At 70.1% G+C, this 24,053-nt stretch carries 14 protein-coding genes; 2 read left to right on the top strand and 12 right to left on the bottom strand.

The genetic code is table 11. The features are described from left to right. Nucleotides 1-293 precede the first annotated feature (293 nt). Together ACIHFE_RS23745 and ACIHFE_RS23740 are read left to right on the top strand one after the other, a co-directional pair. Nucleotides 294-8,657, top strand: a complete 8,364-nt coding sequence (locus ACIHFE_RS23745; RefSeq protein ID WP_400109394.1) for an amino acid adenylation domain-containing protein — start codon at nucleotides 294-296, stop codon at nucleotides 8,655-8,657. Between the two features lie 3 nt (nucleotides 8,658-8,660). Continuing rightward, nucleotides 8,661-8,879: an MbtH family protein gene (locus tag ACIHFE_RS23740; RefSeq protein WP_400109392.1), complete on the top strand. Its 219-nt coding sequence runs from the start codon at nucleotides 8,661-8,663 to the stop codon at nucleotides 8,877-8,879. A 95-nt stretch (nucleotides 8,880-8,974) separates the two neighbouring features. Here ACIHFE_RS23740 and ACIHFE_RS23735 read toward each other — a convergent pair whose 3' ends face one another. From ACIHFE_RS23735 to ACIHFE_RS23680, 12 genes are all read right to left on the bottom strand, one after another. Beyond that, nucleotides 8,975-10,360, bottom strand: a complete 1,386-nt coding sequence (locus ACIHFE_RS23735; RefSeq protein WP_400109390.1) for an aspartate aminotransferase family protein — start codon at nucleotides 10,358-10,360, stop codon at nucleotides 8,975-8,977. After that, complete coding sequence (gene dxs, locus ACIHFE_RS23730; RefSeq protein ID WP_400109389.1) at nucleotides 10,357-12,267, bottom strand: 1-deoxy-D-xylulose-5-phosphate synthase; 1,911 nt, start codon at nucleotides 12,265-12,267, stop codon at nucleotides 10,357-10,359. Before dxs ends, ACIHFE_RS23735 begins: the two co-directional genes overlap by 4 nt. Nucleotides 12,268-12,338: 71 nt before the next feature. Then, nucleotides 12,339-13,514 carry a flavodoxin-dependent (E)-4-hydroxy-3-methylbut-2-enyl-diphosphate synthase gene (gene ispG / locus ACIHFE_RS23725; RefSeq protein ID WP_400109721.1) on the bottom strand — a complete coding sequence of 392 codons (1,176 nt, stop codon included), beginning with the start codon at nucleotides 13,512-13,514 and terminating at the stop codon, nucleotides 12,339-12,341. A 2-nt stretch (nucleotides 13,515-13,516) separates the two neighbouring features. After that, the gene (gene hpnH, locus ACIHFE_RS23720) at nucleotides 13,517-14,542 is read right to left on the bottom strand and encodes an adenosyl-hopene transferase HpnH (RefSeq protein WP_400109387.1); all 1,026 of its coding nucleotides are present in this window, start codon (nucleotides 14,540-14,542) and stop codon (nucleotides 13,517-13,519) included. Between the two features lie 5 nt (nucleotides 14,543-14,547). Continuing rightward, the gene (locus tag ACIHFE_RS23715; RefSeq protein ID WP_400109386.1) at nucleotides 14,548-15,192 is read right to left on the bottom strand and encodes a 1-hydroxy-2-methyl-2-butenyl 4-diphosphate reductase; all 645 of its coding nucleotides are present in this window, start codon (nucleotides 15,190-15,192) and stop codon (nucleotides 14,548-14,550) included. After that, nucleotides 15,192-17,144, bottom strand: coding sequence for a squalene--hopene cyclase (gene shc, locus ACIHFE_RS23710; RefSeq protein WP_400109384.1), 1,953 nt, complete (start codon nucleotides 17,142-17,144; stop codon nucleotides 15,192-15,194). Before shc ends, ACIHFE_RS23715 begins: the two co-directional genes overlap by 1 nt. 119 nt (nucleotides 17,145-17,263) lie before the next feature. Continuing rightward, complete coding sequence (locus tag ACIHFE_RS23705; RefSeq protein ID WP_400109383.1) at nucleotides 17,264-18,325, bottom strand: polyprenyl synthetase family protein; 1,062 nt, start codon at nucleotides 18,323-18,325, stop codon at nucleotides 17,264-17,266. Between the two features lie 100 nt (nucleotides 18,326-18,425). Next, nucleotides 18,426-19,874, bottom strand: a complete 1,449-nt coding sequence (gene hpnE, locus ACIHFE_RS23700) for a hydroxysqualene dehydroxylase HpnE (protein ID WP_400109381.1) — start codon at nucleotides 19,872-19,874, stop codon at nucleotides 18,426-18,428. Nucleotides 19,875-19,980: 106 nt separating this feature from the next. After that, the gene (gene hpnD, locus ACIHFE_RS23695) at nucleotides 19,981-20,931 is read right to left on the bottom strand and encodes a presqualene diphosphate synthase HpnD (protein ID WP_400109379.1); all 951 of its coding nucleotides are present in this window, start codon (nucleotides 20,929-20,931) and stop codon (nucleotides 19,981-19,983) included. After that, nucleotides 20,928-21,827 carry a squalene synthase HpnC gene (gene hpnC / locus ACIHFE_RS23690; protein ID WP_400109377.1) on the bottom strand — a complete coding sequence of 300 codons (900 nt, stop codon included), beginning with the start codon at nucleotides 21,825-21,827 and terminating at the stop codon, nucleotides 20,928-20,930. The genes hpnD and hpnC overlap by 4 nt, the downstream gene beginning before the upstream one ends. Before the next feature lie 434 nt (nucleotides 21,828-22,261). Then, nucleotides 22,262-23,041 carry an ABC transporter ATP-binding protein gene (locus tag ACIHFE_RS23685; RefSeq protein WP_400105912.1) on the bottom strand — a complete coding sequence of 260 codons (780 nt, stop codon included), beginning with the start codon at nucleotides 23,039-23,041 and terminating at the stop codon, nucleotides 22,262-22,264. After that, a complete protein-coding gene (locus tag ACIHFE_RS23680; protein ID WP_400109376.1) occupies nucleotides 23,034-23,978 on the bottom strand; it encodes an ABC transporter permease in 945 nt (314 codons plus the stop codon). The genes ACIHFE_RS23685 and ACIHFE_RS23680 overlap by 8 nt, the downstream gene beginning before the upstream one ends. Nucleotides 23,979-24,053: the final 75 nt, after the last annotated feature.

Here is a 24,053-nt window from a genome sequence, read left to right as displayed (position 1 = left end):
AACAGCACGGATCCCCGGGCGGGTTCGCGTACCCAATGACCTCTCCATGAAGCAGACCGCAGGCCGCCGGTCCCGCCATCGGGCGGCCCCCTGCGGGTGAATGCCCGGCGTCGGCCCCATTGCGGCTGAACACCTCCACGGCCCACTCCACTCCGCCAACCGGTGTGGAGCGCGGTCGCCCGCGCTGATGCCCGCCCCCCTTGGGTTGCCACAGGGCGCGGTCCGTCTTCATGCCTTGGTAGTACCAAATCGCTGCCGCGAAAGCCGGCGCGAGTTTTCCAGAAAGGCTCGATATGACTTCATCCGGGGTGCGCGCTGCCCGCCTGCCCTTGTCGGCGGCGCAACGCGAAGTGTGGCTGGCGCAGCAACTGGCGCCCACCAGCCTGCGCTACCGGATCGCGGAATACCTGGACATCGCGGGCGCGATCGACGCGGCGTTATTCGAGGCGGCTCTGCGTGGTGCCGTCGACGAGGCCGAGTTCCTCCGGGTGCGGTTCTTCGAGGAGGACGGCGAGGTCTGGCAGGTCGTCGAGCCCCGCACCGACTGGCAGTTGACGGTCCTGGACCTCAGCGCCGAAGCGGATCCGCGGGCCGCCGCCGAGGCGTGGATGCGGGCCGAGACACAGCGGCCGCTGGACCCGACCCGCGACGCCCTGTTCTCGTTCGCCCTGTTCCAGGTGGGCCCACAGCATTTCCTCTGGTATCAGGGCTATCACCACATCGTCGCGGACGGGTTCAGCCTGTCGCTCCTCGCGCAGCGAGTGGCCGAGTCCTACACCGCCCGGGTCACCGGATCCCGGAACGCCGGAACCCCCCTCGCCCCACTGAGTACGCTGCTGGACCAGGACACGGCGTACCAGGCCTCGGAACAGTACACCGAGGACCGGCGGTACTGGCTGGAACGCCTGGCCGGCCAGCCTGAACCGCCGCGCCTGGCCGGCCGCCCGATCCGTCCGGCGACCGCCCGGGTCCGTCACTCGGCGGTACTGCCCCGGGAAATGGAAGCGCGGCTGCGAGAAGCGGGGGAAAAGGCCGGCGTCCGCTTGTCGGCCATCATGATCGCCGCCACGGCAGCCCTGACACACCGCCTGACCGGAGCGCCCGAGGTCGTGCTCGGCCTGCCTGTGTCGGCCCGGGTCGGCAGCGTGCTGCGCAAGGCTCCCGGCATGGTCGCCAATGGACTGCCGCTGCGCCTTGAGATATCCCCGCAGGCCACACTCCTGGACCTGGCGAAGGAGGCGGCGGACGAGATCCGGCGCATTCTGCCGCACCAGCGATACCGGATCGAGGACATGGTCCGGGACCTGGGCCGGTCCGGCGGAGCCCATGAACTGACCGGACCACAGGTCAACTTCATGTCCTTTCCCTACGAACTGCGCTTCGCCGGGCACCCGGTCACTGTCCGGAATGTGTCGACAGGATTGTTCGATGACCTGTGCGTCAACATCTTCGACCATGGCGGCGGTATTCGCATCACGCTCGATGCCAATCCCGAGGTGTACCGCGATGACGAACTCGCCGCTCTTTACCGGCGGTTGTGCGCACTGGTCGAGCGCCTGATCAGCAGCCCTGACCTGCCGGTGGGCCGGGTTGATGTGCTCGGTGCCGAGGAGCGGCGGGGGGTGTTGTCGGCCGGGACCGGTGTGGTGCGTGATGTGCCACAGGCCATGCTGCCGGAGTTGTTCGAGACTCAGGTGCTGGGGAACAGCCAGGCCGTGGCGGTGGTGTGTGGTGAGGAGTCGCTGACCTACGCCGAGCTGGATGCCGCCGCCAACCGCCTGGCCCGGCTGCTGACCGAGCATGGAGCGGGCCCGGACCGTCTGGTGGCGCTGGCCCTGCCACGCACACCGCAGTTGGTCATCGCGCTGCTGGCCGTGCTCAAGGCGGGAGCCGCCTATCTGCCGCTGGATGTGGACTACCCCGCCGAGCGGCTCACCTTTATGGTCGACGACGCCCGGCCCGCACTCCTCGTCACCTCCGATGAACTCACCGGAAAACTGCCCGGGTTCGACGTTCGCCGGGTGGTGCTGGACGACCCGCTGACGGTCAAGCGGCTGGCCGGCCTCTCCGATGCCACGGTGACGGACGAGGACCGGGTGGCACCCCTGCTGCCCGCGCACCCCGCCTATGTGATCTACACCTCCGGCTCGACCGGCACCCCCAAGGGCGTCATGGTCACACACGCCGGGCTGCCCCACCTCGCCACCGCACAGATCGAACGCTTCGGCGTGGAGGCCACGAGCCGGGTGCTCCAGTTCGCCTCCACCAGCTTCGACGCCGCCATCTCCGAGATATGCATGACCCTGCTCTCGGGTGCGAGGCTGGTGCTGGCCTCCCGGGACCGGCTGCTGCCGGGGGAACCGCTCGCCAACACCTGCTCCGCCTTTGGCATCACCCATGCCACACTGCCGCCGAGTTCACTGGCGGCGATGGCGCCGGACAGCCTCCCCGCCGGAACCACCCTGATCGTTGCCGGTGAGGCATGTCCGGCCGGGCTGGTCGACACCTGGGCCCCCGGCCGCAGGTTGGTCAACGCCTACGGCCCCACCGAAACCACCGTGTGCGCGACCATGAGCAACCCCCTTGCCCCTGGCTCGGGTTCACCCACCATCGGCCACCCCAACCCCAACACCCGCGTCTACCTCCTCGACAGCAGCCTCCAGCCGGTACCCCCCGGGGCGGCAGGCGAGCTGTACATCGCCGGGCCCGGACTCGCCCGCGGCTACCTCGGCCGTCCCGGCCTCACCGCCCAGCGCTTCATCGCCAACCCCTTTGCCGCCGACGGCGAGCGCATGTACCGCACCGGTGACATGGCCCGCTGGCGCGAGGACGGCCAGCTCGAATACCTCGGCCGCACCGACGACCAGGTCAAAATCCGCGGCTTCCGCATCGAACCCGGCGAAATCGAATCCACCCTCGCCGCCCACCCCGACGTCGCCCAAGCCACCGTCCTGGTACGCGAAGACCAACCCGGCAACCACCGCCTCGTCGGCTACGTCACCCCCGCCACGCCCACGCCCGGCCTGGCGGCCTCGGTGCGTGACTTCGCCGCCGAGCGGCTGCCCCGGCACATGGTCCCGGCGGCCGTGGTGGTCCTCCCCGAACTCCCGGTGACCGTCAGCGGAAAGCTCGACCGCCGTGCCCTGCCCGCCCCTGAACCGGCGGCCGGCACCTCGCGGCGGCCGCTCACTCCCGCCGAACAAGTCCTGTGCGATCTCTACGCGGATGTCCTGGGTGTCCCGGCGGTCGGTGCCGAGGACGACTTCTTCGCCCTGGGCGGGCACTCACTGCTGGCCACCCGGCTGATCTCCCGGATCCGCACCGCCCTGGGCGCGGAACTAGAACTGCGCACCCTCTTCCAAGCCCCCACACCGGCCCGGCTCGCCAAGGAACTCGACCGGACCCACGAAGCACGCCCGGCACTGGTGCCGCAGGAGCGTCCGTCGCAGTTGCCGCTGTCTTTCGCGCAGCAGCGACTGTGGTTCCTGCACAAGCTGGAAGGCCCCTCGGCCACCTACAACATTCCGCTGGCCGCCCGGCTCTCCGGCGAGCTCGACGTCGACGCGCTCCGTGCGGCGCTGACGGACGTGGTCGAACGCCACGAAGCCCTGCGTACCGTCTTCACCGAGGTGGGCGGCGAACCCTGCCAGCGCATTCTCCAGGGCGCGGAGGCCGTCCCAGCGCTGGCCGAGGTGAAGCTGAGCGAAGCGGAGCTCGACAGTGCGGTGGCCACTGCGGCGGTTCACCCCTTCGACCTCGCCGGTGAACTGCCGGTACGGGCGACGCTGTTCGCGCTGGACGGCGGCGACGAGCACGTTCTGATGCTGGTGGTCCACCACATCGCCGCCGACGGCTGGTCGATGCGCCCGCTGTGGCGTGACCTGTCCGCCGCGTACGCCGCCCGCCGTGACGGCCGCACTCCCCACTGGGCTCCACTGCCGGTGCAGTACGCGGACTACACACTGTGGCAGCGCGGACTGCTCGGGGATGCCACGGATCCGGACGGCCTCTGGACACAGCAGGTGGCCTACTGGAAGGAGGCTCTGGCGGATCTGCCGGAACGCATCGAACTGCCGGCCGACCGCCCTCGCCCGGCACAGGCCTCCTACCGAGGGGAGGCGATCTCCTTCCACTGGGACGCCGGCCTCCATACGTCGCTGAAGGAGCTGGCCCACTCCTGCCGGGCCAGTGAATTCATGGTTGTCCAGGCCGCATTGGCGGCGCTGCTCTCCCGGATGGGAGCGGGCTCCGACATCCCCGTGGGCATCGGCATCGCCGGCCGCCTGGACCAGGCCGCGGAGAGTTTGGTCGGGTTCTTCGTCAACACCCTGGTCCTGCGGGTGGACACCTCCGGCTGGCCCAGCTTCCGCGAACTGGTGGGCCGTGTGCGGGAGAAGAGCCTTCAGGCCTACGCGCACCAGGACATCCCCTTCGAGAGCCTGGTCGATGTCCTCAACCCTGCTCGCACCCTCGCCCACCAACCGCTGTTCCAAGTCGCACTCGCCTGGCAGAACGTCCCCCAGGGAGAGCTGGCACTGCCCGGTCTGGAGACCACGGTCAGGCCGGTGTTCACCGGTACGGCCAAGGTCGACCTGTCCTTCCACCTGACCGAGCAGCACACCGCCGACCGCGTGCCGTCGGGCATCGAGGGCTTCGTCGAGTTCAGCACCGATATCTTCGACGCGGCCACCATCGAGGCGCTGACGGACCGCCTGCGGTTGCTGCTCGAGGCGGCCGTGGCCGATCCCGACCGATCGGTGGGCGGGGTCGATGTGCTCAGTGCCGAGGAGCGGCGGAGGGTGTTGTCGGCCGGCACCGGTGTGGTGCGTGATGTGCCACAGGCCATGCTGCCGGAGTTGTTCGAGGCGCAGGTGTTGCGTGATGGTTCGGCTGTGGCGGTGGTGTGCGGCGAGGAGTCGTTGACGTATGCCGAGCTGGATGCCGCCGCCAACCGTCTGGCCCGGCTGCTGACCGAGCATGGAGCGGGCCCGGACCGTCTGGTGGCGCTGGCCCTGCCGCGTACGCCCGAGCTGGTGATCTCGATCCTGGCCGTGCTGAAGGCGGGAGCGGCGTATCTGCCGCTGGATGTGGACTACCCGGCGGAGCGGCTCGCCTTCATGGTCGGTGACGCCCGGCCTGCTCTCCTCCTGACCGTCGAGGAACTCGCCGACAGGCTCCCCGGGTTCGATGTTCGCCGGGTGGTGCTGGACGACCCGCTGACCGGTAAGCGGTTGGCCGATCTGTCCGATGCCATGGTGACGGACGAGGAGCGGGCGGCACCCCTGCTTCCCGCGCACCCCGCTTACGTGATCTACACCTCCGGCTCGACCGGCACCCCCAAGGGCGTCATGGTCACACACGCCGGACTGCCCCACCTCGCCACCGCGGAGATCGAACGCTGGGGAGTGGGGCCCGGGAGCCGGGTACTGCAGTTCGCTTCCACCAGCTTCGACGCCGCCGTGTGGGAACTCCTGGTGCTGCTGTCCGGTGCGAGCCTGGTTCTGGCCTCCCGGGACCGGCTGCTGCCGGGGGAACCGCTGGCGGACACCTGCTGCGCGTTCGGCATCACCCACGCCATGCTGACGCCGAGCTCGCTGGCGGCGGTGACGCCGGGCAGCCTCCCCGCCGGGACCTCCCTGGTCGTCGGTGCCGAGGCGTGCCCGGCCGGACTGGTCGACGCCTGGGCACCGGGCCACAAGATGATCAACGCCTACGGTCCCACCGAAGCCACCGTGTCCGCGACCATGTCCGACCCCCTCGTCCCCGGTTCCGGGACGCCCGCGATCGGCCGTCCCAACCCCAACACCCGCGTCTACCTCCTCGACTCGGGCCTCCAGCCGGTACCCCCCGGGGCGGCAGGCGAGCTGTACATCGCCGGGCCCGGACTCGCCCGCGGCTACCTCGGCCGTCCCGGCCTCACCGCCCAGCGCTTCATCGCCAACCCCTTTGCCGCCGACGGCGAGCGCATGTACCGCACCGGTGACATGGCCCGCTGGCGCGAGGACGGCCAGCTCGAATACCTCGGCCGCACCGACGACCAGGTCAAAATCCGCGGCTTCCGCATCGAACCCGGCGAAATCGAATCCACCCTCGCCGCCCACCCCGACGTCGCCCAAGCCACCGTCCTGGTACGCGAAGACCAACCCGGCAACCGCCGGCTCGTCGGCTACATCACCCCCACCGCCCCCACAACAGACGCCGACAACCCACACAGCACAGAACACGTCGACGAATGGCGGGACATCTACAACTCGGTCTACGGCCAGGAACCCGACGCCGTCCCTCTGGGTGAGGACTTCTCCGGGTGGAACAGCAGTTATGACGGCGAGCCCATCCCGCTGGACCACATGCGCGAGTGGCGGCAGGGCACTGTTGAGCGCATCAGCGCACTCGAGCCGCAACGGATTCTGGAGATCGGCATCGGCAGCGGGCTGCTCTTCGCCCATCTGGCACCGCACTGCGAGACCTACTGGGGTACGGACATCTCGTCCGCGGTGATCGAGCGCCTCGGCCGGCAGATCTCCGGCCGGCCCGACCTGGCCGGCCGGGTACACCTGCACTGCCGTGCCGCCGACGACTTCAGCGGCCTGCCCGCCGGGTTCTTCGACACGATCGTCGTGAACTCGGTGATCCAGTACTTCCCACACGCCGATTATCTGGCCGGGGTACTGGGCTCGGCGATCGAACTCCTCGCCCCGGGCGGCCGGATCTTCGTCGGCGACGTACGCAATCTGCGGCTGGCCCGCTATCTGCGCACCGCGGTTCAGCTCCACCGCACGACCGCCACCGCGCAGCCGGCCGATGTGCGCCGGGCGGCCGAGCACGATCTGCTGTTTGAGAAGGAACTGCTCATCGCCCCGGAGTTCTTCACCGGCCTGCGCTCACAGCTGCCCGCCGTCGCCGCCGTGGACATCCGTCTCAAGCGGGGCCGGAACCACAACGAACTGACCCGGCACCGCTACGACGCCATCCTCCACAAGAGCCCCGCGACCCCGGTCCCGGAACTCCCGGCGGACCAGGAGCCGTTGCTGTGCCTGCCCTGGGGCGGAGAGATGAGCAGCGCAGCGGAGTTGAAGGAACTCCTGGCAACCAGGCACCCTGCCGGACTGCGCATATCCGCCATCCCCAATGCCCGGGTCGCCGGTGAAGCGGCCGCCTGGCGCGCGGTCCACGCCGCTCATCCGGTGGCGGACGCACAGCGCGAACTCAACAGCTCCGAGCACCCGGGAAGCGTCGATCCCGAGACAGTGCACCAGCTGGGCGAAGAACTCGGCTACCGCACCACCACGACCTGGTCCGCCGAAGCCGACCACTTCGACGTGGTGTTCCTCGACCCCGACAGCCCGGCCGGTGAGATGCCCGTCGAGGCATACCGGCCGACGGCTGTCCATGGGGCCGCCCTTACCAACCACCCCTCGGCCACCCAGCAGTTGGCGGCACTGGCGGCTTCGGTACGTGACTTCGCCGCCGAGCGGCTCCCCCAGCACATGGTCCCGACGGCCGTGGTGGTGCTCCCCGAACTGCCCATGACCGTCAGCGGAAAGCTCGACCGACGCGCGTTGCCCGCCCCCGAACCGGCGGCCGGTATGTCACGGCCTCCGCTCACCCCCGGTGAACAAGTCCTCTGCGACCTGTACGCCCAAGTACTGGGCGTCCCCGCGGTCGGAGCCGAGGACGACTTCTTCGACCTGGGCGGACACTCGCTGCTGGCCACCCGGCTGATCTCCCGGATCCGCGCCACCCTGGGGGCGGAGCTGCAACTGCGCACCCTCTTCCAGGCCCCCACACCGGCCCAGCTCTCCAAGGAACTCAACCAGACCCAGGAAGCACGCCCCGCACTGGACACCCTGCTGCCCCTGCGCGAGCGCGGCAGCCGCCCCCCGCTGTTCTGCGTACACCCGGCCAGTGGAATCAGCTGGCCCTACGCGGGACTGCTGAGCCATCTCGGCCAGGACCGTCCGCTGTACGCCTTGCAGGCAAGGAGGTTGATGGACCCGCAGGCTCTCCCCGCAACCCTGGAGGAGATGGCGGCCGACTATGTGCACCTTCTGCGCACCGTCCAGCCGTCCGGCCCCTATCACCTGCTCGGCTGGTCCTTCGGCGGCATGGTGGCGCACGCCATGGCCACCCGGCTCCGGCAGGAGGGGGACGAGGTGGCACTGCTGGTCATGCTCGACACCTATGTCCGCGCCGAGCAGTCCGTGCAGGGCGTGCCCGAGGAGGGCGAGCAGCAGATCTTCGGCCTCCTGCTCGACGCGGCCGGTTATCGCCCCGAAGACCTTGCGGGGAAGGACCTCACCCGCGAGGTCGTGGCGGACCTGCTGCGCCGGACCAATCTCCTCCCCCCGGAGATCCTGGAGGACAGTGCCTTGACGGGCATGATCGACGCCTACAGCCACAACATCGGCCTGCAACGGAAGTTCACCCCGGAGCGGTTCGACGGCGATCTGCTGCTGTTCACCGCGGCGACGTCCGACACGGGCCCGACCGTCACCGCCAAGGACTGGGAGCCGTATGTGGCCGGCACGGTCACCGCGCATCCGATCGCCGGCGAACATCACCATCTGATGCGGCCGCAGTCCCTGAGTCACATCGGTCCGATCCTGCGCGCGGCACTCGACCAGACCGCCCAGAACTCTTCCACCTCCAGGAGCTGAACCATGAACAACCCCTTCGACAACGACAGCGGCACCTTCCTCGTCCTCGCCAACGAGGAAGGACAGCACTCCCTGTGGCCCGCGTTCACCGCGGTCCCCGCCGGCTGGCACATCGTCCACCCGGAAGGAACCCGTCAGTCCTGCCTGGCCTACATCGAAGAGCACTGGACCGATCAGCGGCCCAAGAGCCTGGTCGACGCCATGAACCGCGCCGAGTCGTAAGGACGCGCTCCTGAGTGCGTGACCTCGCCCCGCCATGCCGGCACCGGCCGGCACGGCGGGGCGACACCGCCGAAGAGCGCTTCGGACGGGCCTGTTCAGGTCTGCAACGCCTGCTTCACCAGCGTCCGGCCGAATTCCCAGATCAGCGAACCGCCGCCATGGGCCTCGTCCATCACCGTGGTGAAGGCGTCCACAAACCGGTCGACCTCGCGCTCCCCGATGATCAGCGGCGGGATCAGCTTGATGACCTCCAGATGGTCACCCGAGACCTGGGTGAGGATGCGGTGCCGCTGCAGCAGCGGCACCACTACCATCTGCGCGAACAACCCCTTGCGCGCCGCCTGGAGCATCGTCCAACGGCTGCGCAGGGCGAGGGACTTGGGCCGGCCGAACTCGATGCCGATCATCAGGCCCCGGCCGCGCACTTCGTGCAGCAGCTCGTACTTGTCCACCAGTGCCGCCAGCCGGCCGCGCAGCAGGTCGCCGGTGGCCCGGGCGTTGGCCACGATCCGCTCGTCCTCCATGACCGCCAGCACCGCCAGACCGGCCGCCATGGCCTGGGCGTTGGAGCCGAAGCTGGCCGAGTGCACCAGCACCCGGTCCATGGAGGAGTAGATCTTTTTGAAGATCCAGTCCTTGCCCAGGGTGGCGCCCACCGGGACATAGCCGCCGGACAGCGTCTTGGCCACACACACCAGGTCGGGTTCCACCCCGGCCTCGTGCTGGTAGGCGAAGAACTCTCCGGTGCGTCCCAGGCCGGTCTGCACCTCGTCCGCGATCAGCAGCGCCTTGTGCCGGTGCAACAGCTCCTGGGCGGCGCGCAGATAGCCGGGCGGCGACTGGTGCACGCCCTTGCCCTGGATGGGTTCCACGATCAGCGCCGCCACATCGCCGCGCTTCAACTCCCGTTCCAGGGCGGCCAGATCGCCCAGTGGCACACCGGTGTCCGGCAGCAGGGGCCGGAAGCCGTCCTTGAAGCCCTCCTCGCCGTTGACCGACAGCGAACCGGTGGTCAGTCCATGGAAGGCGTGGACGCAGTAGAGCACCCTGGGTCTGCCGGTGGCGTAGCGGGCGAATTTCAGCGCGGTCTCCACCGCCTCGGTGCCGCTGTTGCCGAAGAACACCCGGTCCAGATGGGGGGTGTAGGACAGCAGCCTCTCGGCCAGCAGCCCGGGCAGCGGCGGGCAGTCGAAGCGGGTGAGGTCGGCCAGCGAGGCGTCCAGGACGTCATGCAGCGCCTTGCGCACCACCGGGTGGTGGCGGCCCAGGCCCATCACCCCGAAGCCGGCCAGCATATCGAGGTAGTCCTGGCCCTCCTCGTCCCAGAAGTAGGCGCCCTCGGCCCGCTGGTAGACCTTGTCGAAGCCGATGGTGTGCAGCATCCGTGGCAGCTGGTGGTTGAGGTGGCGGGTGTGCAGGTCATAGCGTTCGCCGCCGCGCTCGGCCAGCAGCCGGGCCAGGTCGAATCCCCCGTCGGTCATGCGTTCTCCTTGACCGCCGTGGCGGGCCGGGCGGTACGGGCCAGCACGGCGCTGATCCGGCCGGCGATCTCCACCGGGGTGAGCCCCACATCCGCCAGCACCTCGGACCGTTTGGCATGGGCCAGGAACTGCTCGGGGAGGCCCAGGGTCTCCACCGGCAGGTCCACCCCGGCGTCGCGCAGCGCCTGGGCGACGGCCCAGCCGACGCCGCCGGTACGGACGTTGTCCTCCACCACGCCGACCATCCGGTGGCGCCGGGCGAGGTCCGGCAGGGCCGGGTCGACCGGCTTGACCCAGCGTGGGTCGACCACCGTGCAGGCGGTGTCCCGGGCGTCCAGCAACCCGGCGGCATCCAGGGCCACTTGGGCCATGGTGCCGACCGCGACCAGCAGGACGTCCGGGTCCTCCGCCTCGGGCCGGCGCAGTACGTCCATGCCGCCCACCCGGCCGACCGCGGGCACATCGGGGCCCACTTTCTCCTTGGGGTAGCGCACCACGGTGGGCGCGTCCGTCACGTCCACCGCCTCGCGGAGCTGGGCGCGCAGCTGGCCGGCGTCGCGCGGGGCGGCGATCCGCAGGCCCGGCACCACCTGGAGCAGCGAGAGGTCCCACATGCCGTTGTGGCTGGGCCCGTCGGTGCCGGTCACCCCGGCCCGGTCCAGGACGAAGGTCACTCCGCACTTGTGCAGGGCGACATCCATCAGCACCTGGTCGAAGGCCCGGTTGAGGAAGGTGGCGTAGACCGCGAACACCGGGTGCAGCCCGCCGGTGGCCAGGCCGGCGGCCGAGGTGGCCGCGTGCTGCTCGGCGATGCCCACGTCCCAGACGCGGTCCGGGTACGCCCGGGCGAAGGCGGTCAGCCCCACCGGGTCCAGCATGGCGGCGGTGAGCGCCACCACATCCGGCCGCTCGGCGCCGATGCGCACCAGTTCCTCGCCGAACACCGAGGTCCAGGAGCGGCCGTCGGAAGGTGCCAGCGGTTCGCAGGTGAGCGGGTTCATCACCCCGACGGTGTGGAAGCGGTCCGCCTCGTCCTCCAGCGCCGGCCGGTAGCCGCGGCCCTTCTGGGTGCGGCAGTGCACCAGTACCGGCCCGTGGAAACGCTTCGCCCGGCGCAGCGCGGACTCCACGGCGGCGATGTCATGACCGTCTATCGGCCCCAGGTACTTCAGCCCCAGGTCCTCGAACATGCCCTGGGGGGCGAAGGCGTCCTTGAAGCCCTTCTTGGCGCCGTGCAGCGATTCATAGAGCGGCTTGCCGATCAGCGGCAGGCTCTGGACCGCCTCCTTGCCGCGGGCCAGGAAGCGTTCATAGCCGTCGGTGGTGCGCAGGGTGGCCAGGTGGTTGGCCAGGCCGCCGATGGTGGGTGCGTAGGAGCGCTCGTTGTCATTGACCACGATGATCAGTGGCCGGTCGCGGGCGGCCGCGATGTTGTTGAGCGCCTCCCAGGCCATGCCGCCGGTGAGGGCGCCGTCCCCCACCACGGCCACCACATGGTCGTTCCAGCGGCCGAGCACCTGGTTGGCCTTGGCCAGGCCGTCGGCCCAGCTGAGCACGGTGGAGGCATGGCTGTTCTCGATGACATCGTGCTCGGACTCGGCGCGCGAGGGGTAGCCGGACAGGCCGCCCTTGCCGCGCAGTTTGGAGAAGTCCTGCCGCCCGGTGAGCAGTTTATGGACATAGGACTGGTGCCCGGTGTCCCACAGGATGCGGTCGGACGGTGAGTCGAACGACCGGTGCAGGGCGATGGTCAGCTCCACCACCCCGAGGTTGGGCCCGAGGTGTCCGCCGGTCCTGGCCACCGCGTGGACCAGGAAGTGGCGGATTTCCTCGGCGAGTTCCGTCAGTTCCTCCGCGTCGAGCGCCTTCAGGTCGCGTGGACTGCGGATGTTCTCCAGCAAGGACATCCCGGCCCCCTCCTTACTCTGTCGGCCTTTGTTCCCCGGGCCCGCGGCGGGCCCGTCCTGCTGCCGGCCCCTCAGGCCGGGGAGACGGCGGGTGTCCCGGAGGCGGCGCCGTCCTTCTCCATCTGCTCGGCGAGCTTCAGGGCCTCTTCGATCAAGGTCTCCACGATCTTCGACTCCGGCACGGTCTTGATCACCTCGCCCTTGACAAAGATCTGCCCCTTGCCATTGCCCGAGGCCACACCCAGATCCGCCTCACGCGCCTCACCCGGACCATTGACCACACAGCCCATCACAGCCACCCGCAGCGGAACCTCCATCCCCTCCAGCCCCGCCGAAACCTGATCCGCCAGCTTGTACACATCCACCTGCGCACGCCCACACGACGGACAGGAAACAATCTCCAGACGACGCTGCCGCAGATTGAGCGACTCCAGGATCTGGATCCCCACCTTGACCTCCTCCGCCGGCGGCGCCGACAGCGAGACCCGGATGGTGTCCCCGATACCCTCGCTCAGCAACGCGCCGAAGGCCACCGCCGACTTGATCGTCCCCTGGAACGCCGGCCCCGCCTCGGTCACCCCCAGGTGCAGCGGGTAATCGCACTGCGCGGCCAGCTGCCGGTAGGCGTTGACCATCACCACCGGGTCGTTGTGCTTCACCGAGATCTTGATGTCACGGAAGCCGTGCTCCTCGAACAGCGACGCCTCCCACAGAGCCGACTCCACCAGCGCCTCCGGCGTGGCCTTGCCGTACTTCTGCAACAGCCGCCGGTCCAGCGAACCGGCATTCACCCCGATCCGGATCGGCGTCCCGGCGTCGGAGGCCGCCTTGGCAATCTCCTTGACCTTGTCGTCGAACTGCTTGATGTTCCCCGGGTTCACCCGCACCGCCGCACAGCCGGCGTCGATGGCGGCGAAGACATACTTCGGCTGGAAGTGGATATCCGCGATCACCGGGATCTGCGACTTCGCCGCGATCACCTTCAACGCATCAGCGTCATCCTGCGTGGGACACGCCACCCGCACAATCTGGCAGCCCGACGCCGTCAGCTCCGCGATCTGCTGCAACGTCGCCCCGATGTCCGAGGTCCGCGTCGTGGTCATCGACTGCACCGAAACCGGGGCATCACCACCCACGGCCACCGACCCGACCTGGATCCGCCGCGAGGCGCGGCGCACCGCGAGCGGCCGGGCCGGTACGCCGGGCAGCCCCAGCGTGACCGGCTCCGCCGGCTCGGCCGGACCCATGGTCACTGGGCCCGGTTTCCGGCGATGGTCTCGCTGGCCGCCCGGATGGTCTCGCGCAGGGACCCCATGGTGGCCAGTACGGCCGTGGGCTCATAGCCGCAGTGCGCCATGCAGTTGTCGCAGCGCGGATCCTTGCCCCGCCCGTACTTGTCCCAGTCGGTGTCCTCGACCAGTTCTCGGTAGGTGGGCACATATCCGTCGCTCATCAGGTAGCAGGGGCGCTGCCAGCCGAAGAGCGAGTAGTTGGGAATTCCCCAGGCGGTGCACGGGAAGTCGGCCTTGCCCTCCAGGAAGTCCAGGAAGAGCGGGCTGTGGTTGAGCCGCCAGCGGCGCCGGTTGCCGCCCGAGAACGCCTTCTTGAACAGCTCGCGGGTCTGCTCCACGCCCAGGAAGTGGTCCTGGTCGGGGGCCTTCTCATAGGCATAGGCGGGCGAGATCATCATCTCGTCCACCTTCAGTTCGTCGTTGAGGAAGTCCAGCACCTCGACGATGGTCTGCGGGGTGTCGGTGTTGAAGAACGTCGAGTTGGTGGTGACCCGGAAGCCGCGCCGCTTGGCCTCCTTGATGGCCGCCACCGCCTCGTCGAACACGCCCTCCTTGGCGACCGACTCATCGTGCCGCTCACGCATTCCGTCGATGTGCACGGCGAACGCGAAATACGGGGAGGGTTTGAACTTGTCCATCTTCTTGCGCAGCAGTACGGCATTGGTGCACAGGAAGACATATTTGCGTTTGGCCACCAACTGCCGGACGATTTCGTCGATTTGCGGGTGCATCAACGGTTCGCCGCCGGCGATGGAGACCATCGGTGCCCCGCACTCCAGCACCGCGCCCACCGCCTGGGCAACCGGCATGCGCTGCTTGAGAACTCCGGCCGGATGCTGGATCTTGCCGCATCCCTCGCACTTGAGGTTGCAGGCGAAAAGCGGCTCCAGCTCCACGATGAGCGGGAACTTCTCCCGCTTCCGCAGCTTCTGTTCAAACAGATAGGTCCCGACGCGGATGGTCTGACGAAGCGGCATGGCCATCTGGCTCACCTCCTGGGGAGCAGCAAAGAACGGTGCCATTCGAAAAAAGCCGGAAGGACGGTGCGCAGCACACGGAATGCCGATATTCCACCGCGCAGGGTCCCGATTCGTACGAGTTCATGTTCTGGAGCGTCCACGACCACCCGGACGGCCGCAACCGGGCGTGAACCGGCCCGCACGGCGCTTCGGAGCGTGGCGGCGGACTCCATGTCCACCGCCACCGCGCCCGCGGCGTGCAGCGCGGCGCGCTCGGCGCCGCGCACTACATGGTCGGAGCCGACCAGCGGGCCGGTGTGGATGGCGCGGCCGGACACCGCCCGGGCCAGCTCCTTGGCGAGCAGCTCGACCCCGGCGCACTCGGTGTGCCCGTCCCGGTCACGGGTCTCATCGGCGACGACCAGGTCCCCGGGGTGCATTCCGGGGGCCAGACCGGCGCAGAATCCGGTGGCGATCACGGCGGCCTCGCTCAGCGGGCCGGCCAGCGCCCGGGTGATGGCACGGTCCGCGGCCTGCGGTCCCATGCCGGTGCGCAGAACCGTCACGGGACCGGCCGCCCCGCCGAGCCCGCCGCGCAGGGCCAGGCGCTCGATGCCGAGCGCACAGGCGATCAGCAGCGGTGCGGGGGCGGGGGTTCCCGTGCCGGTGGTCATCAGCTCTCCCGGCGGCCGGAAGTGAGGGGTTCGCCGTGCAGATAGCGGCCCAGCGCGGTGAGCGGGAAGACCTGGCGGTAGAGGTGGTAGTTGATGGAGAAGTCCCAGGGGAAGCCGGTGCCGGTGAAGTAGGGCTCGTCCCAGGAACCGTCCTCGCGCTGGGAGTTGGCCAGCCAGCCCACGCCCCGTTCCACCGCCTTGGAATCCCGCTCCCCCGCGGCCAGCAGGGCCAGCAGGGCCCAGGCCGTCTGGGAGGCGGTGGAGGCCCCGCGGCCGATCCACTCCGGGTCGCGGTAGGAGCGCAGATCCTCGCCCCAGCCGCCGTCGGGGTTCTGCACCCGCTCCAGCCACTCGACGGCCCGGCGGATGGCGGGGTGGGCGGCGGGCAGTCCGGCGGCGGTCAGCGCCGGGACCACCGCCCCGGTGCCATAGACATAGTTGACGCCCCAGCGGCCGAACCAGGCGCCGCTCTCCTCCTGTTCGGCCAGCAGCCATTCGATGCCGCGCCGGGCCCGGGGGTCATGCTGTTTGCCCAGCGCCGCCAGCGCCTCCACCACATGGGCGGTGACATCGGCCGAGGGCGGGTCGATGACCTCGCCGAAGTCGCAGAACGGCAGCCGGTTGGGGAACGGGCTGGTGTTGTCGGCGTCAAAGGCGCCCCAGGCGCCGTTCTTGGACTGCATGCCCACGGTCCAGCTCATGGCCCGCCGGATGGCCGCCTCGACGCGTTCGGGCCGTGGATGTGCCACCCGCTTGAGCGCCAGCACCACCTCGGCGGTGTCGTCGATATCCGGGTAGTTGTCGTTGTGGAACTCGAACGCCCAGCCTCCGGGGGTCAGTTGAGGCCGTCGCACGGTCCAGTCGCCGGGCCGGCCGATCTGCTCGTCCAGCATCCAGTCGGCCGCCTTGACCAGGGCCGGGTGGTCGGCCGGCAGCCCGGCGTCGGCGAGCGCGATGGTGGCCAGGCAGGTGTCCCAGACCGGGGACTGGCATGCCTCGATCATCCGGACCGGGCCGTCCTCGCTCTCTCGCCACACGGCGAACCGGTCCAGCGATTCGATGCCGGCCCGCAGCACCGGGTGGTCGAGGTCATAGCCGAGCAGATGCAGGGCGATGACGGAGTAGACGGCCGGCGGCTGGATGCCGCCCCAGCAGCCGTCGTTCTCCTGCCGCTCGATGATCCAGCGGGCGGCGGAGTCGACGGCGGCCTTGCGCAGGAGCCGCGGGGCGAATCTGCGGTAGGTGTGCAGCGCCTTGTCCAGCCGCTGGAAGAAGCCGTCCCAGCTGGCCGCCGGGGCCGGCGGGCGGGGCGGGACGGGCCGGCGGGGGTCGGTGTGCAGCTCGTCCAGCGGGAAGGGCGCGGGCCGTACCGGCCGCAGCGCGGAGACAACGGTCAGTGGAACAATGGTCTGCCGGGCCCAGCAGCCGAAGTCATAGATGTTCAGCGGAAACCACTTGGGCACAAACATGATCTCGGGCGGCAGCTCGGGCAGGTGCTCCCATTTCCACCAGCCGAAGAGCGTCAGCCAGATGCGGGTGAAGACCCGGGCGGCGGCGATCCCGCCGTGCTCGCGGATCCAGGCGGAGGCGGCGGCCATATGCGGGGCGTCGGGGGCGTCCCCGGCCAGCCGCAGCGCCGCATAGGCCTCGATGGTGGTGGACAACTCCCCCGGCCCGCCGTGAAAGGTGGCCCAGGTGCCGTCCGGGCGCTGCTCGGCCCGGATGAAACGGGCGGCGGCCTCGGTGGTCCGCCGGTCCTGAATGCCCAGGAATTGACGGAGCATCAAATCTTCGGCGTCCATGGTGACATTGGTCTCCAGGTCGCCCTTCCACCAGCCCTGCGCGTCCTGGAGCGCGAGCAGGTGCTCGGTGGCGCGGGCGGTGGCCCGCTCCGCGGCGGCGCGAGGCGTCACCTCGACGGTGGCGCCGGTGCCGTCGGTCGTCGCTGTCATTGGCTTCCCCTATTGCGGTGAGTCTCTTCTCTGCCGTACTCGGGGTTCCGTCGGCCGGTGCCAGGCACCGGCCGGCGACCGCGATCTTCAGGATCGGTGAGGGGTTCGGTGAATAGTCATCATCTCTTCCGTACGACAACGAAGTCGGCGAGGGCCACCAGCTGGGCCCGGACCGCCGGCGGGATGTCCACCCGGTTCAGGGCCTCGATGGCGGTGGTGTGCTGACGGCGGGCCTCCTGGGAGGTCCATTCCCGGCCGCCCGCCTCCTCGATCAACGCCGCGCGGGTGGCGAATTCCTCCTCGTCGAAGCCGGCCGGGTCGCTTTCGCTCTTGGCGTCGGCGGCGAGGATGCGGGCCAGCCGCTCGGAGGCCGGGCCGCCGGCCGCCAGCGCGGCCACCACCGGCAGCGACTTCTTGCGCTGGCGCAGATCGCTCCAGGTCTGCTTGCCGGTGGCCTCCGGGTCGCCCCAGATCCCCAGCAGGTCGTCCACCGCCTGGAAGGCCAGGCCCAGGTGGTAGCCGTAGTCCTCCAGGGCGTCGGCGGTACGGTCGTCGGCGCCGCCGAGCACCGCGCCGATGGAGGAGGCACAGGCCAGCAGGGCGCCGGTCTTGTTGCCCTCCATCTCCAGGCACTCCTCGACGGTGACCCGCTCCCGGTGCTCGAAGGAGATGTCCTGGGCCTGACCGTCGATCAGCTTGCGGGTGGCGGTGGTCAGCCGCTTGGTGGCCCGGGCCGCCTCCGCGCTGCCCAGCTCCAGCAGCACCTCGTTGGCCAGCGCGAACAGGGCGTCACCGACCAGGATGGCCTGGGCCGGACCGTGCACCTTCCACACCGTGTCCCGGTGCCGCCGCTGCTCGTCGCCGTCCATCAGGTCGTCGTGCAGCAGCGAGAAGTTGTGCACCAGCTCCACCGCCACCGCGCCGGGCACCCCGGTCTCGGGCGATGCCCCGGCCGCCTCGGCGGACAGCAGGGCCAGCGCGGGGCGCACGGCCTTGCCGCTGTCGCCGTCGGTGGGCCGTCCCTCGGCGTCGATCCAGCCGAAGTGGTACGCGGCCGTGGTGTCCATGGGCGCCGCGAGTCTGCCCACGGCGGCACGCAGCACCGGCGTGGCAAGCGCCCGTCCGCGCTCCAGCAGGGCGTGTACGCCCTCGGTGTCGCAAGCTGGGATCGCCGAAGTCACGGTCTCTCCTTGGGTGATCGTGCTCACGCGCGCTCCGCCTCGGAAGCGCGCGCCTGGAAGGCTCGCTGGGTCAAGCCGTCTGGTCTGGTGCCGCCCGCTCTCACGCCGCCTCCCACAGGAGGTCACGCCGCGGCCGGCCGAGCCCGGTGAGCGCCTCGTCCGCGGCGCTCAGGCCGCTGCGCACAGCGCCCTCCATGGTCGCGGGCCAGCCGGTGGCGGTCCACGCGCCGGCCAGGAACAGGCCGGGCGCGTGGGTACGGGCGCCCGGCCGCAGCCGGCCGACGCCCGGAGTGGGCGCGAACGTGGCCGTCCGCTCCCGGGTGACGAAGAAGTCCCGTACCCGAGCGCCGCGCGCGGCCGGCAACAGCCGTGCCAGCTCGGGCAGATAGCGCTCGCGCAGCTCGGCCACGGGCCGGTCGATGTCCTGCTGGGCGGCCGACTGGGAGACGGCCAGGTACTGGCCGCCGCCGGCCAGCCCGGAGGACTCGGTGCGGTCGAAGACCCACTGCACCGGGCTGCCCAGTGCGGTGAAGAACGGGCGGCGCAGCACCTTGCGGTCATAGACCACATGGAGGTTGAGGATCGGCGCGGTGCCGATTTCCAGCAGCCGGTCCGGATCGTCCAGCGCACCGTCCGGCAGCAGCGGACGGGCCTCCTGCTGCGGCACCGCCAGCACCACCGTGTCCGCCCGCAGGTGCTCGGGCTCGCCGGTGCCGCGCTGCGCGGTCACCCGCCAGCCGCCGTCCGCGTCCGCGGCGATCCCGCCGACCCGGGTGCGCAGCGCGACCCGCACCCCGGCCCGCTCCAGGGCGGCCCGGGTACGGATGTCATGCAGCTCGCCCAGCGGCACGCTCGCCCAGCCGATGTCGGCGGCGCCGGGCTCGGTGAGCAGACCGGTCTTGAAAACCATCGCCGCCAGCCCCAACGAGGCTTCTCCGGCAGGGGCGTTGAGGGTGGCGATGCCCACCAGGTCCCACAACGCCTCGACGGTACGGGCGGATTGGCCGTGTGCCCGCAGCCAGCCGCCGAAGTCCACGCCGTCCAGCGCCGGATCGGCCGGGTCGAGCTTCTTCAGCGCCAGCGCCGCCCGTCCCACGCTCAGCCGCTCGGCGGCCGACAGATGCGGATAGCCGGCCAGGCTGGCGGCCAGGTGCAGCGGCACCGGCAGCGCGGCGCGCCGCAGCCGGCCCAGCCGGGGCCGCCCGGAGGGGTGACCGACGTCCAGCACCGGCACATCCAGCCGGTCCTGGACCGGGGCCAGATGGGTGGCGCCGATCCGCTGGAGGAACCAGCGGTAGGCGGTGCAGCAGCGCAGGAAGACATGCTGCCCGTTGTCGACGGTCAGCTCCCCGCGCCGGAAGGAGAAGGCCAGGCCGCCCAGCCGGGGCCGGCCCTCCAGCAGGGTGACCTTCAGCCCGGCGTCGGCGAGCCGGAGCGCGGCCGTGATGCCGGCCAGCCCGCCCCCGATCACTACCGCGGCCGCCCCCGTGGGGCGGCCTGCCTCGTCTGTTTGGAGCCGACCGGGCCGGGTCGCCGGTTCCGCCGTCATGCTCCCACCCCCTCGGCTGCTGTCAGGGACGCGTCTACCGGGCGGAGGGTTGCGCCCCTCACGCGGTGCCGGTTCGCACACCGGTCAGCGGTGTGCGCGCAGGTCATCAAGCGCGCCCCCTGGCGGTCTGCCGGTGGACGCTGCGCGCGTCGTAACCGGACAGGCCGCGCACGGCCACCAGGGCCTTCTCCCGCCCGGGCAGGGACACCCGGCCGCGCAGCACGGCCTGCGGGTCCTCGGCGATGCGCTCCAGGAGCCTGCGGTAGATGCCGGACATGGCGGCGACACAGGCGCCGCTGCGCCGGTCCAGCATGGGCAGCAGCCGCATCCCCTCGGCGAACAGCGCCCGGGCCCGGCGGACCTCGAAGGCCACCAGCCCGGTGAAGTCGGCCCCGGCGGGTGGACTGGCGGAGTGGAAGCCGTCCGAGCAGCCGAACTTGGCGAGGTCGTCGGAGGGCAGATAGGTACGGCCGTTGGCCGCGTCCTCGCGCACATCACGCAGGATGTTGGTGAGCTGAAGCGCCAGGCCCAGCGTGTTGGCGTACTCGGCGGCGCGTTCGGTGTCCCGCGCCCCGGGCACGGTGCCGAACACACCGAGCGAGAGCCGGCCGATGGAGCCCGCGACACACCGGCAGTAGTCGGCGAGGTCGTCCCAGCTCTCATAGGTCTGACCGCGAACGTCCATCTGGACTCCGTCGATCAGTTCGTCGAGCGCGCCGAGCGGAATGGGAAAGCGCCGCGCGGCATGGGCCAGCGCGACGGCCACCGGGTCGGTGTCGTCCTCGTCGACCTCGCCGTCCCTTATCCGGGCCAGCACCGCCCGGGTGTCCTCCAGCCGCAGTTCCTTGGCGGAGGCGTCCAGCGGTCCGTCGCCGATGTCGTCGATGCGCCGGGAGAAGGCATACAGCGCCGACATCGCCTGTCGCTTGGCGGTCGGCAGCAGTCTGATGCCATAGCTGAAGTTGCCGGCCTGCTGTCCGGTGACGGCCTCGCAGTAGCTGTACGCGGCGAGTACCGGTGCGGACGCGTGTGGCGTTCCGATCACGGTCCCGCTCACCCCTCTCTTCGCAGTGTCGCCCCCACCTCGCGCAGCAAGCTGAGCTTGGTGGGCTTGGGCGGTCCTGGGAGTACGTCATGCCCCGCGGCGGCGACCGCTCTGAGCGCGGCTCTCCCTCCGCCCACGAACCCCGCGAGCAACAGCCTCAGCCTGCCGTGGACGCTACCCACCAGGGGGGTGCCTTCATTCAGCAGGTGCCGGGCGCGTTCCGCCTCGTACGCGACCAGCGCGCGCACCGACGCGTTGCCGGTGGGGCGGGCGAGGTCCGCCTCCGTGACGTGGAAACGCCTCATGTCCTCGGCCGGGAGGTAGACCCGGTCGCGGCCGAGGTCCTCGGCGACGTCCTGGAGGTGCTCGACGATCTGCAGCGCGGTGCAGACCGCGTCCGAACGGCGGATCCGCTCGGGGCTGCCGGTGCCGGTGATGGCGAGCACCAGCCGGCCGACCGGGTTGGCGGAGAGCTCGCAGTAGCCGAGCAGGTCCTGGTAGGTGGCGTAGCGGCGCACCCGCTGGTCCTGCCGGTTGGCCTCGATCAGGCCCAGGAAGGGCTCGGGGGTCAGTGAACGCCGGCGGACGGTGGGCCGCAGGCGCAGCAGCAGGGGGTGGCGGGGGCCGGTGCCGGTGTGGTCGAAGACCCGGCGCAGATCGGCCTCGAAGGCGTCCAGCATGGCCGGCCGGTCCTCGCTCTGCTCCCGGTCCAGGCCCAGCAGCTCGGCGTCGCGGGCGGCGTGCGGCAGGTCGCCGTCGCCGATGTCGTCGACGAACCGGGCGTAGCCGTAGACCGCCATCAGGTCGTCCCGCCAGGCGCGGGGCAGGAAGAACGGCGCCACCGGGAAGTTCTCGTGCGCGGCCTTGTCGAGCACGGCGCGCTCATGCGCGTCCGTCCCCGCGGTCATCGCGGGCTGCCCAAACCGGAGACGGCGTGCGCGCCTCGGATCTGGAGAGTTCCCGTAGCCATTGCCGTCACATCTCCGTTTCTACACTGCCGACCCAGAACATCCTATTTCGGACACGCCGCAGCGCGACCCCGCCCGGCGGCTCCCCCTTGAGCCCTCCCCCATGGCTTCGCGTCCGGTGGCGCGGGCGCCCGGGCGGCACCGCACATCACCGCGAAGCACGCTACAGCGTACGCCGTACAAGTATCCGGTGTACCCCGAGGTCCCCCTCTTGATCCGCCCGAGTTCACCACCGGGGAGGCCGGTCCGGACTGGGCCGGGGCCCTCGCGCCGGAAGCCGGCGGCTGCGGTGGCCGTGGGCGGAGTCACACCATGCCATGCATCACATGGCATGGTGTGTCAATGTCCGGGCGGGCCGGGCTCATTGACGGCGGTCAGCGGGCGGTTTCCTTCTCGTACGCCGCGACCACTTCCTCGGTGGGCCCGTCCATCATCAGCTCACCACGCTCCAGCCACAGCACCCGGGTGCAGGTGTCCCGGATCGAGCGGTTGTTGTGACTGACCAGGAACACCGTCCCGGCCTGCTCCCGCAGTTGCCGCACCCGCTCCTCGGACCGCTTCTGGAACGCCCGGTCACCGGTGGCCAGCGCCTCATCGATCATCAGAACGTCATGATCCTTGGCCGCCGCGATGGAAAACCGCAGCCGGGCCGCCATACCCGAGGAATACGTCCGCATCGGCAGGGTGATGAAGTCACCCTTCTCATTGATCCCGGAGAAATCCACGATCTCCTGGTAACGCGAACGGATCTGCTCCCGGGACATCCCCATCGCCAGACCGCCCAGCACCACATTCTTCTCACCGGTCAGGTCGTTCATCATCGCCGCGTTCACCCCCAGCAGCGAGGGCTGGCCATCGGTGTAGACCTTGCCGCGCTCGGTCGGCAGCAGCCCCGCGATCGCCTTCAACAGCGTCGACTTCCCCGAGCCATTGGAACCGATCAGACCGATCGCCTCACCCCGGTACGCGGTGAAACTCACCCCCTTCACCGCATGCACCTCACGCACCCCCGCACCCGGCTTACGGCGCACCATGCGGTTCAGGGCGGCGGTGGCACTGCCCCGGCCGGTGCTGCCACCGTGCACCCGGTAGACGATGTGCACATCGTCCGCGATCACGGTCGGAATACGCTCGTTCTGCTTCTGCTCAGCCACGGCCGTACTGCTCCTCAGCCTTCCAGAAGTAGACGAATCCGCCGATGCCCAGCACAACCGCCCAGCCGATCGCCAGCGGCCACACATGCTGGGGCAGCGGAGCGCCCTTTATATGGCCCATCAGGGAGAAACGCATCAGGTCGATATAGACGGCCGCCGGATTGGAACTGATCAGGTCGACCACCCAGGGCGAGGCATGCATCCGCTTGAGGTTGTTGATCAGCGGATACATCACGCCGGACATATACATCCAGGTGCGCAGGACAAAGGGCAGCAGCTGCGCCAGGTCCGGCGTCTTGCTGCCCAGCCGCGCCAGCACCATGGCCAGCCCGGTGTTGAAGAAGAACTGGCAGACCAGCGCCGGGATGATCATGAGCCAGGACAGCCGGGGCATATGGCCGCAGCCGACCACGATGGCCAGCAGGACCACCATCGAGTACAGCAGCTGCTGGAGCTGCTGGAGAGCGAAGGACACCGGCAGCGCGGCGCGCGGGAAATGCAGCGCCCGCACCAGGCCGAGGTTGCCGGAGATCGCCCGGACACCGGCCATGGCGGAGCTCTGGGTGAAGGTAAAGACAAAGACGCCGGTCACCAGGAACGGGATGAACGCCTGGGGAGTGCCGTCTCCCACATGGCGCTTGCTGTCCATCAGCAGGCCGAAGATGAGGTAGTACACCGCCGCGTTCAGCAGCGGGGTGGCCACCTGCCAGATCTGGCCCAGCTTGGCCTGGCTGTACTGAGCGGTCAGCTTGGCCCGGGAGAAGGCCAGGATGAAGTGCCGCCGGGCCCACAGCTGCCGGGCGTACTCCCGCAGCGAAGGCCGGGCGCCGCTCACCGACAGGCCGTACTTCCCGGCCAGCTCGGCGGCCGACAGGCCGCCGTCGGGCGAGGGCGGGGCACTCACCACGACCGCACTGTCGTGCGTTGTCTCGCTCACAGTTGACACTTTCGTCTGCTAGATGCGCCGCCCGGGGCCTGGCCCCGGCGGCGCCCGGTGTTCTCCGACACGAGC

The sequence above is a fragment of the Streptomyces sp. NPDC052396 genome, assembly GCF_044593195.1.
In the GTDB taxonomy this organism is placed as follows: Bacteria; Actinomycetota; Actinomycetes; order Streptomycetales; family Streptomycetaceae; genus Streptomyces.
This window is presented reverse-complemented; position numbering and strand designations above follow the sequence as displayed.

What these genes read in the sequence shown, in the direction of transcription:
- ACIHFE_RS23745 (WP_400109394.1), top strand. Translation starts at nt 294, where the DNA reads ATGACTTCATCCGGGGTGCGCGCTGCCCGCCTGCCCTTGTCGGCGGCG.
- ACIHFE_RS23715 (WP_400109386.1), bottom strand. Translation starts at nt 15,192, where the DNA reads ATGACCACCGGCACGGGAACCCCCGCCCCCGCACCGCTGCTGATCGCC.
- hpnC (WP_400109377.1), bottom strand. Translation starts at nt 21,827, where the DNA reads ATGACCGCGGGGACGGACGCGCATGAGCGCGCCGTGCTCGACAAGGCC.
- ispG (WP_400109721.1), bottom strand. Translation starts at nt 13,514, where the DNA reads ATGGGTCCGGCCGAGCCGGCGGAGCCGGTCACGCTGGGGCTGCCCGGC.
- ACIHFE_RS23735 (WP_400109390.1), bottom strand. Translation starts at nt 10,360, where the DNA reads ATGACCGACGGGGGATTCGACCTGGCCCGGCTGCTGGCCGAGCGCGGC.
- ACIHFE_RS23740 (WP_400109392.1), top strand. Translation starts at nt 8,661, where the DNA reads ATGAACAACCCCTTCGACAACGACAGCGGCACCTTCCTCGTCCTCGCC.
- hpnE (WP_400109381.1), bottom strand. Translation starts at nt 19,874, where the DNA reads ATGACGGCGGAACCGGCGACCCGGCCCGGTCGGCTCCAAACAGACGAG.
- shc (WP_400109384.1), bottom strand. Translation starts at nt 17,144, where the DNA reads ATGACAGCGACGACCGACGGCACCGGCGCCACCGTCGAGGTGACGCCT.
- dxs (WP_400109389.1), bottom strand. Translation starts at nt 12,267, where the DNA reads ATGTCCTTGCTGGAGAACATCCGCAGTCCACGCGACCTGAAGGCGCTC.
- hpnH (WP_400109387.1), bottom strand. Translation starts at nt 14,542, where the DNA reads ATGGCCATGCCGCTTCGTCAGACCATCCGCGTCGGGACCTATCTGTTT.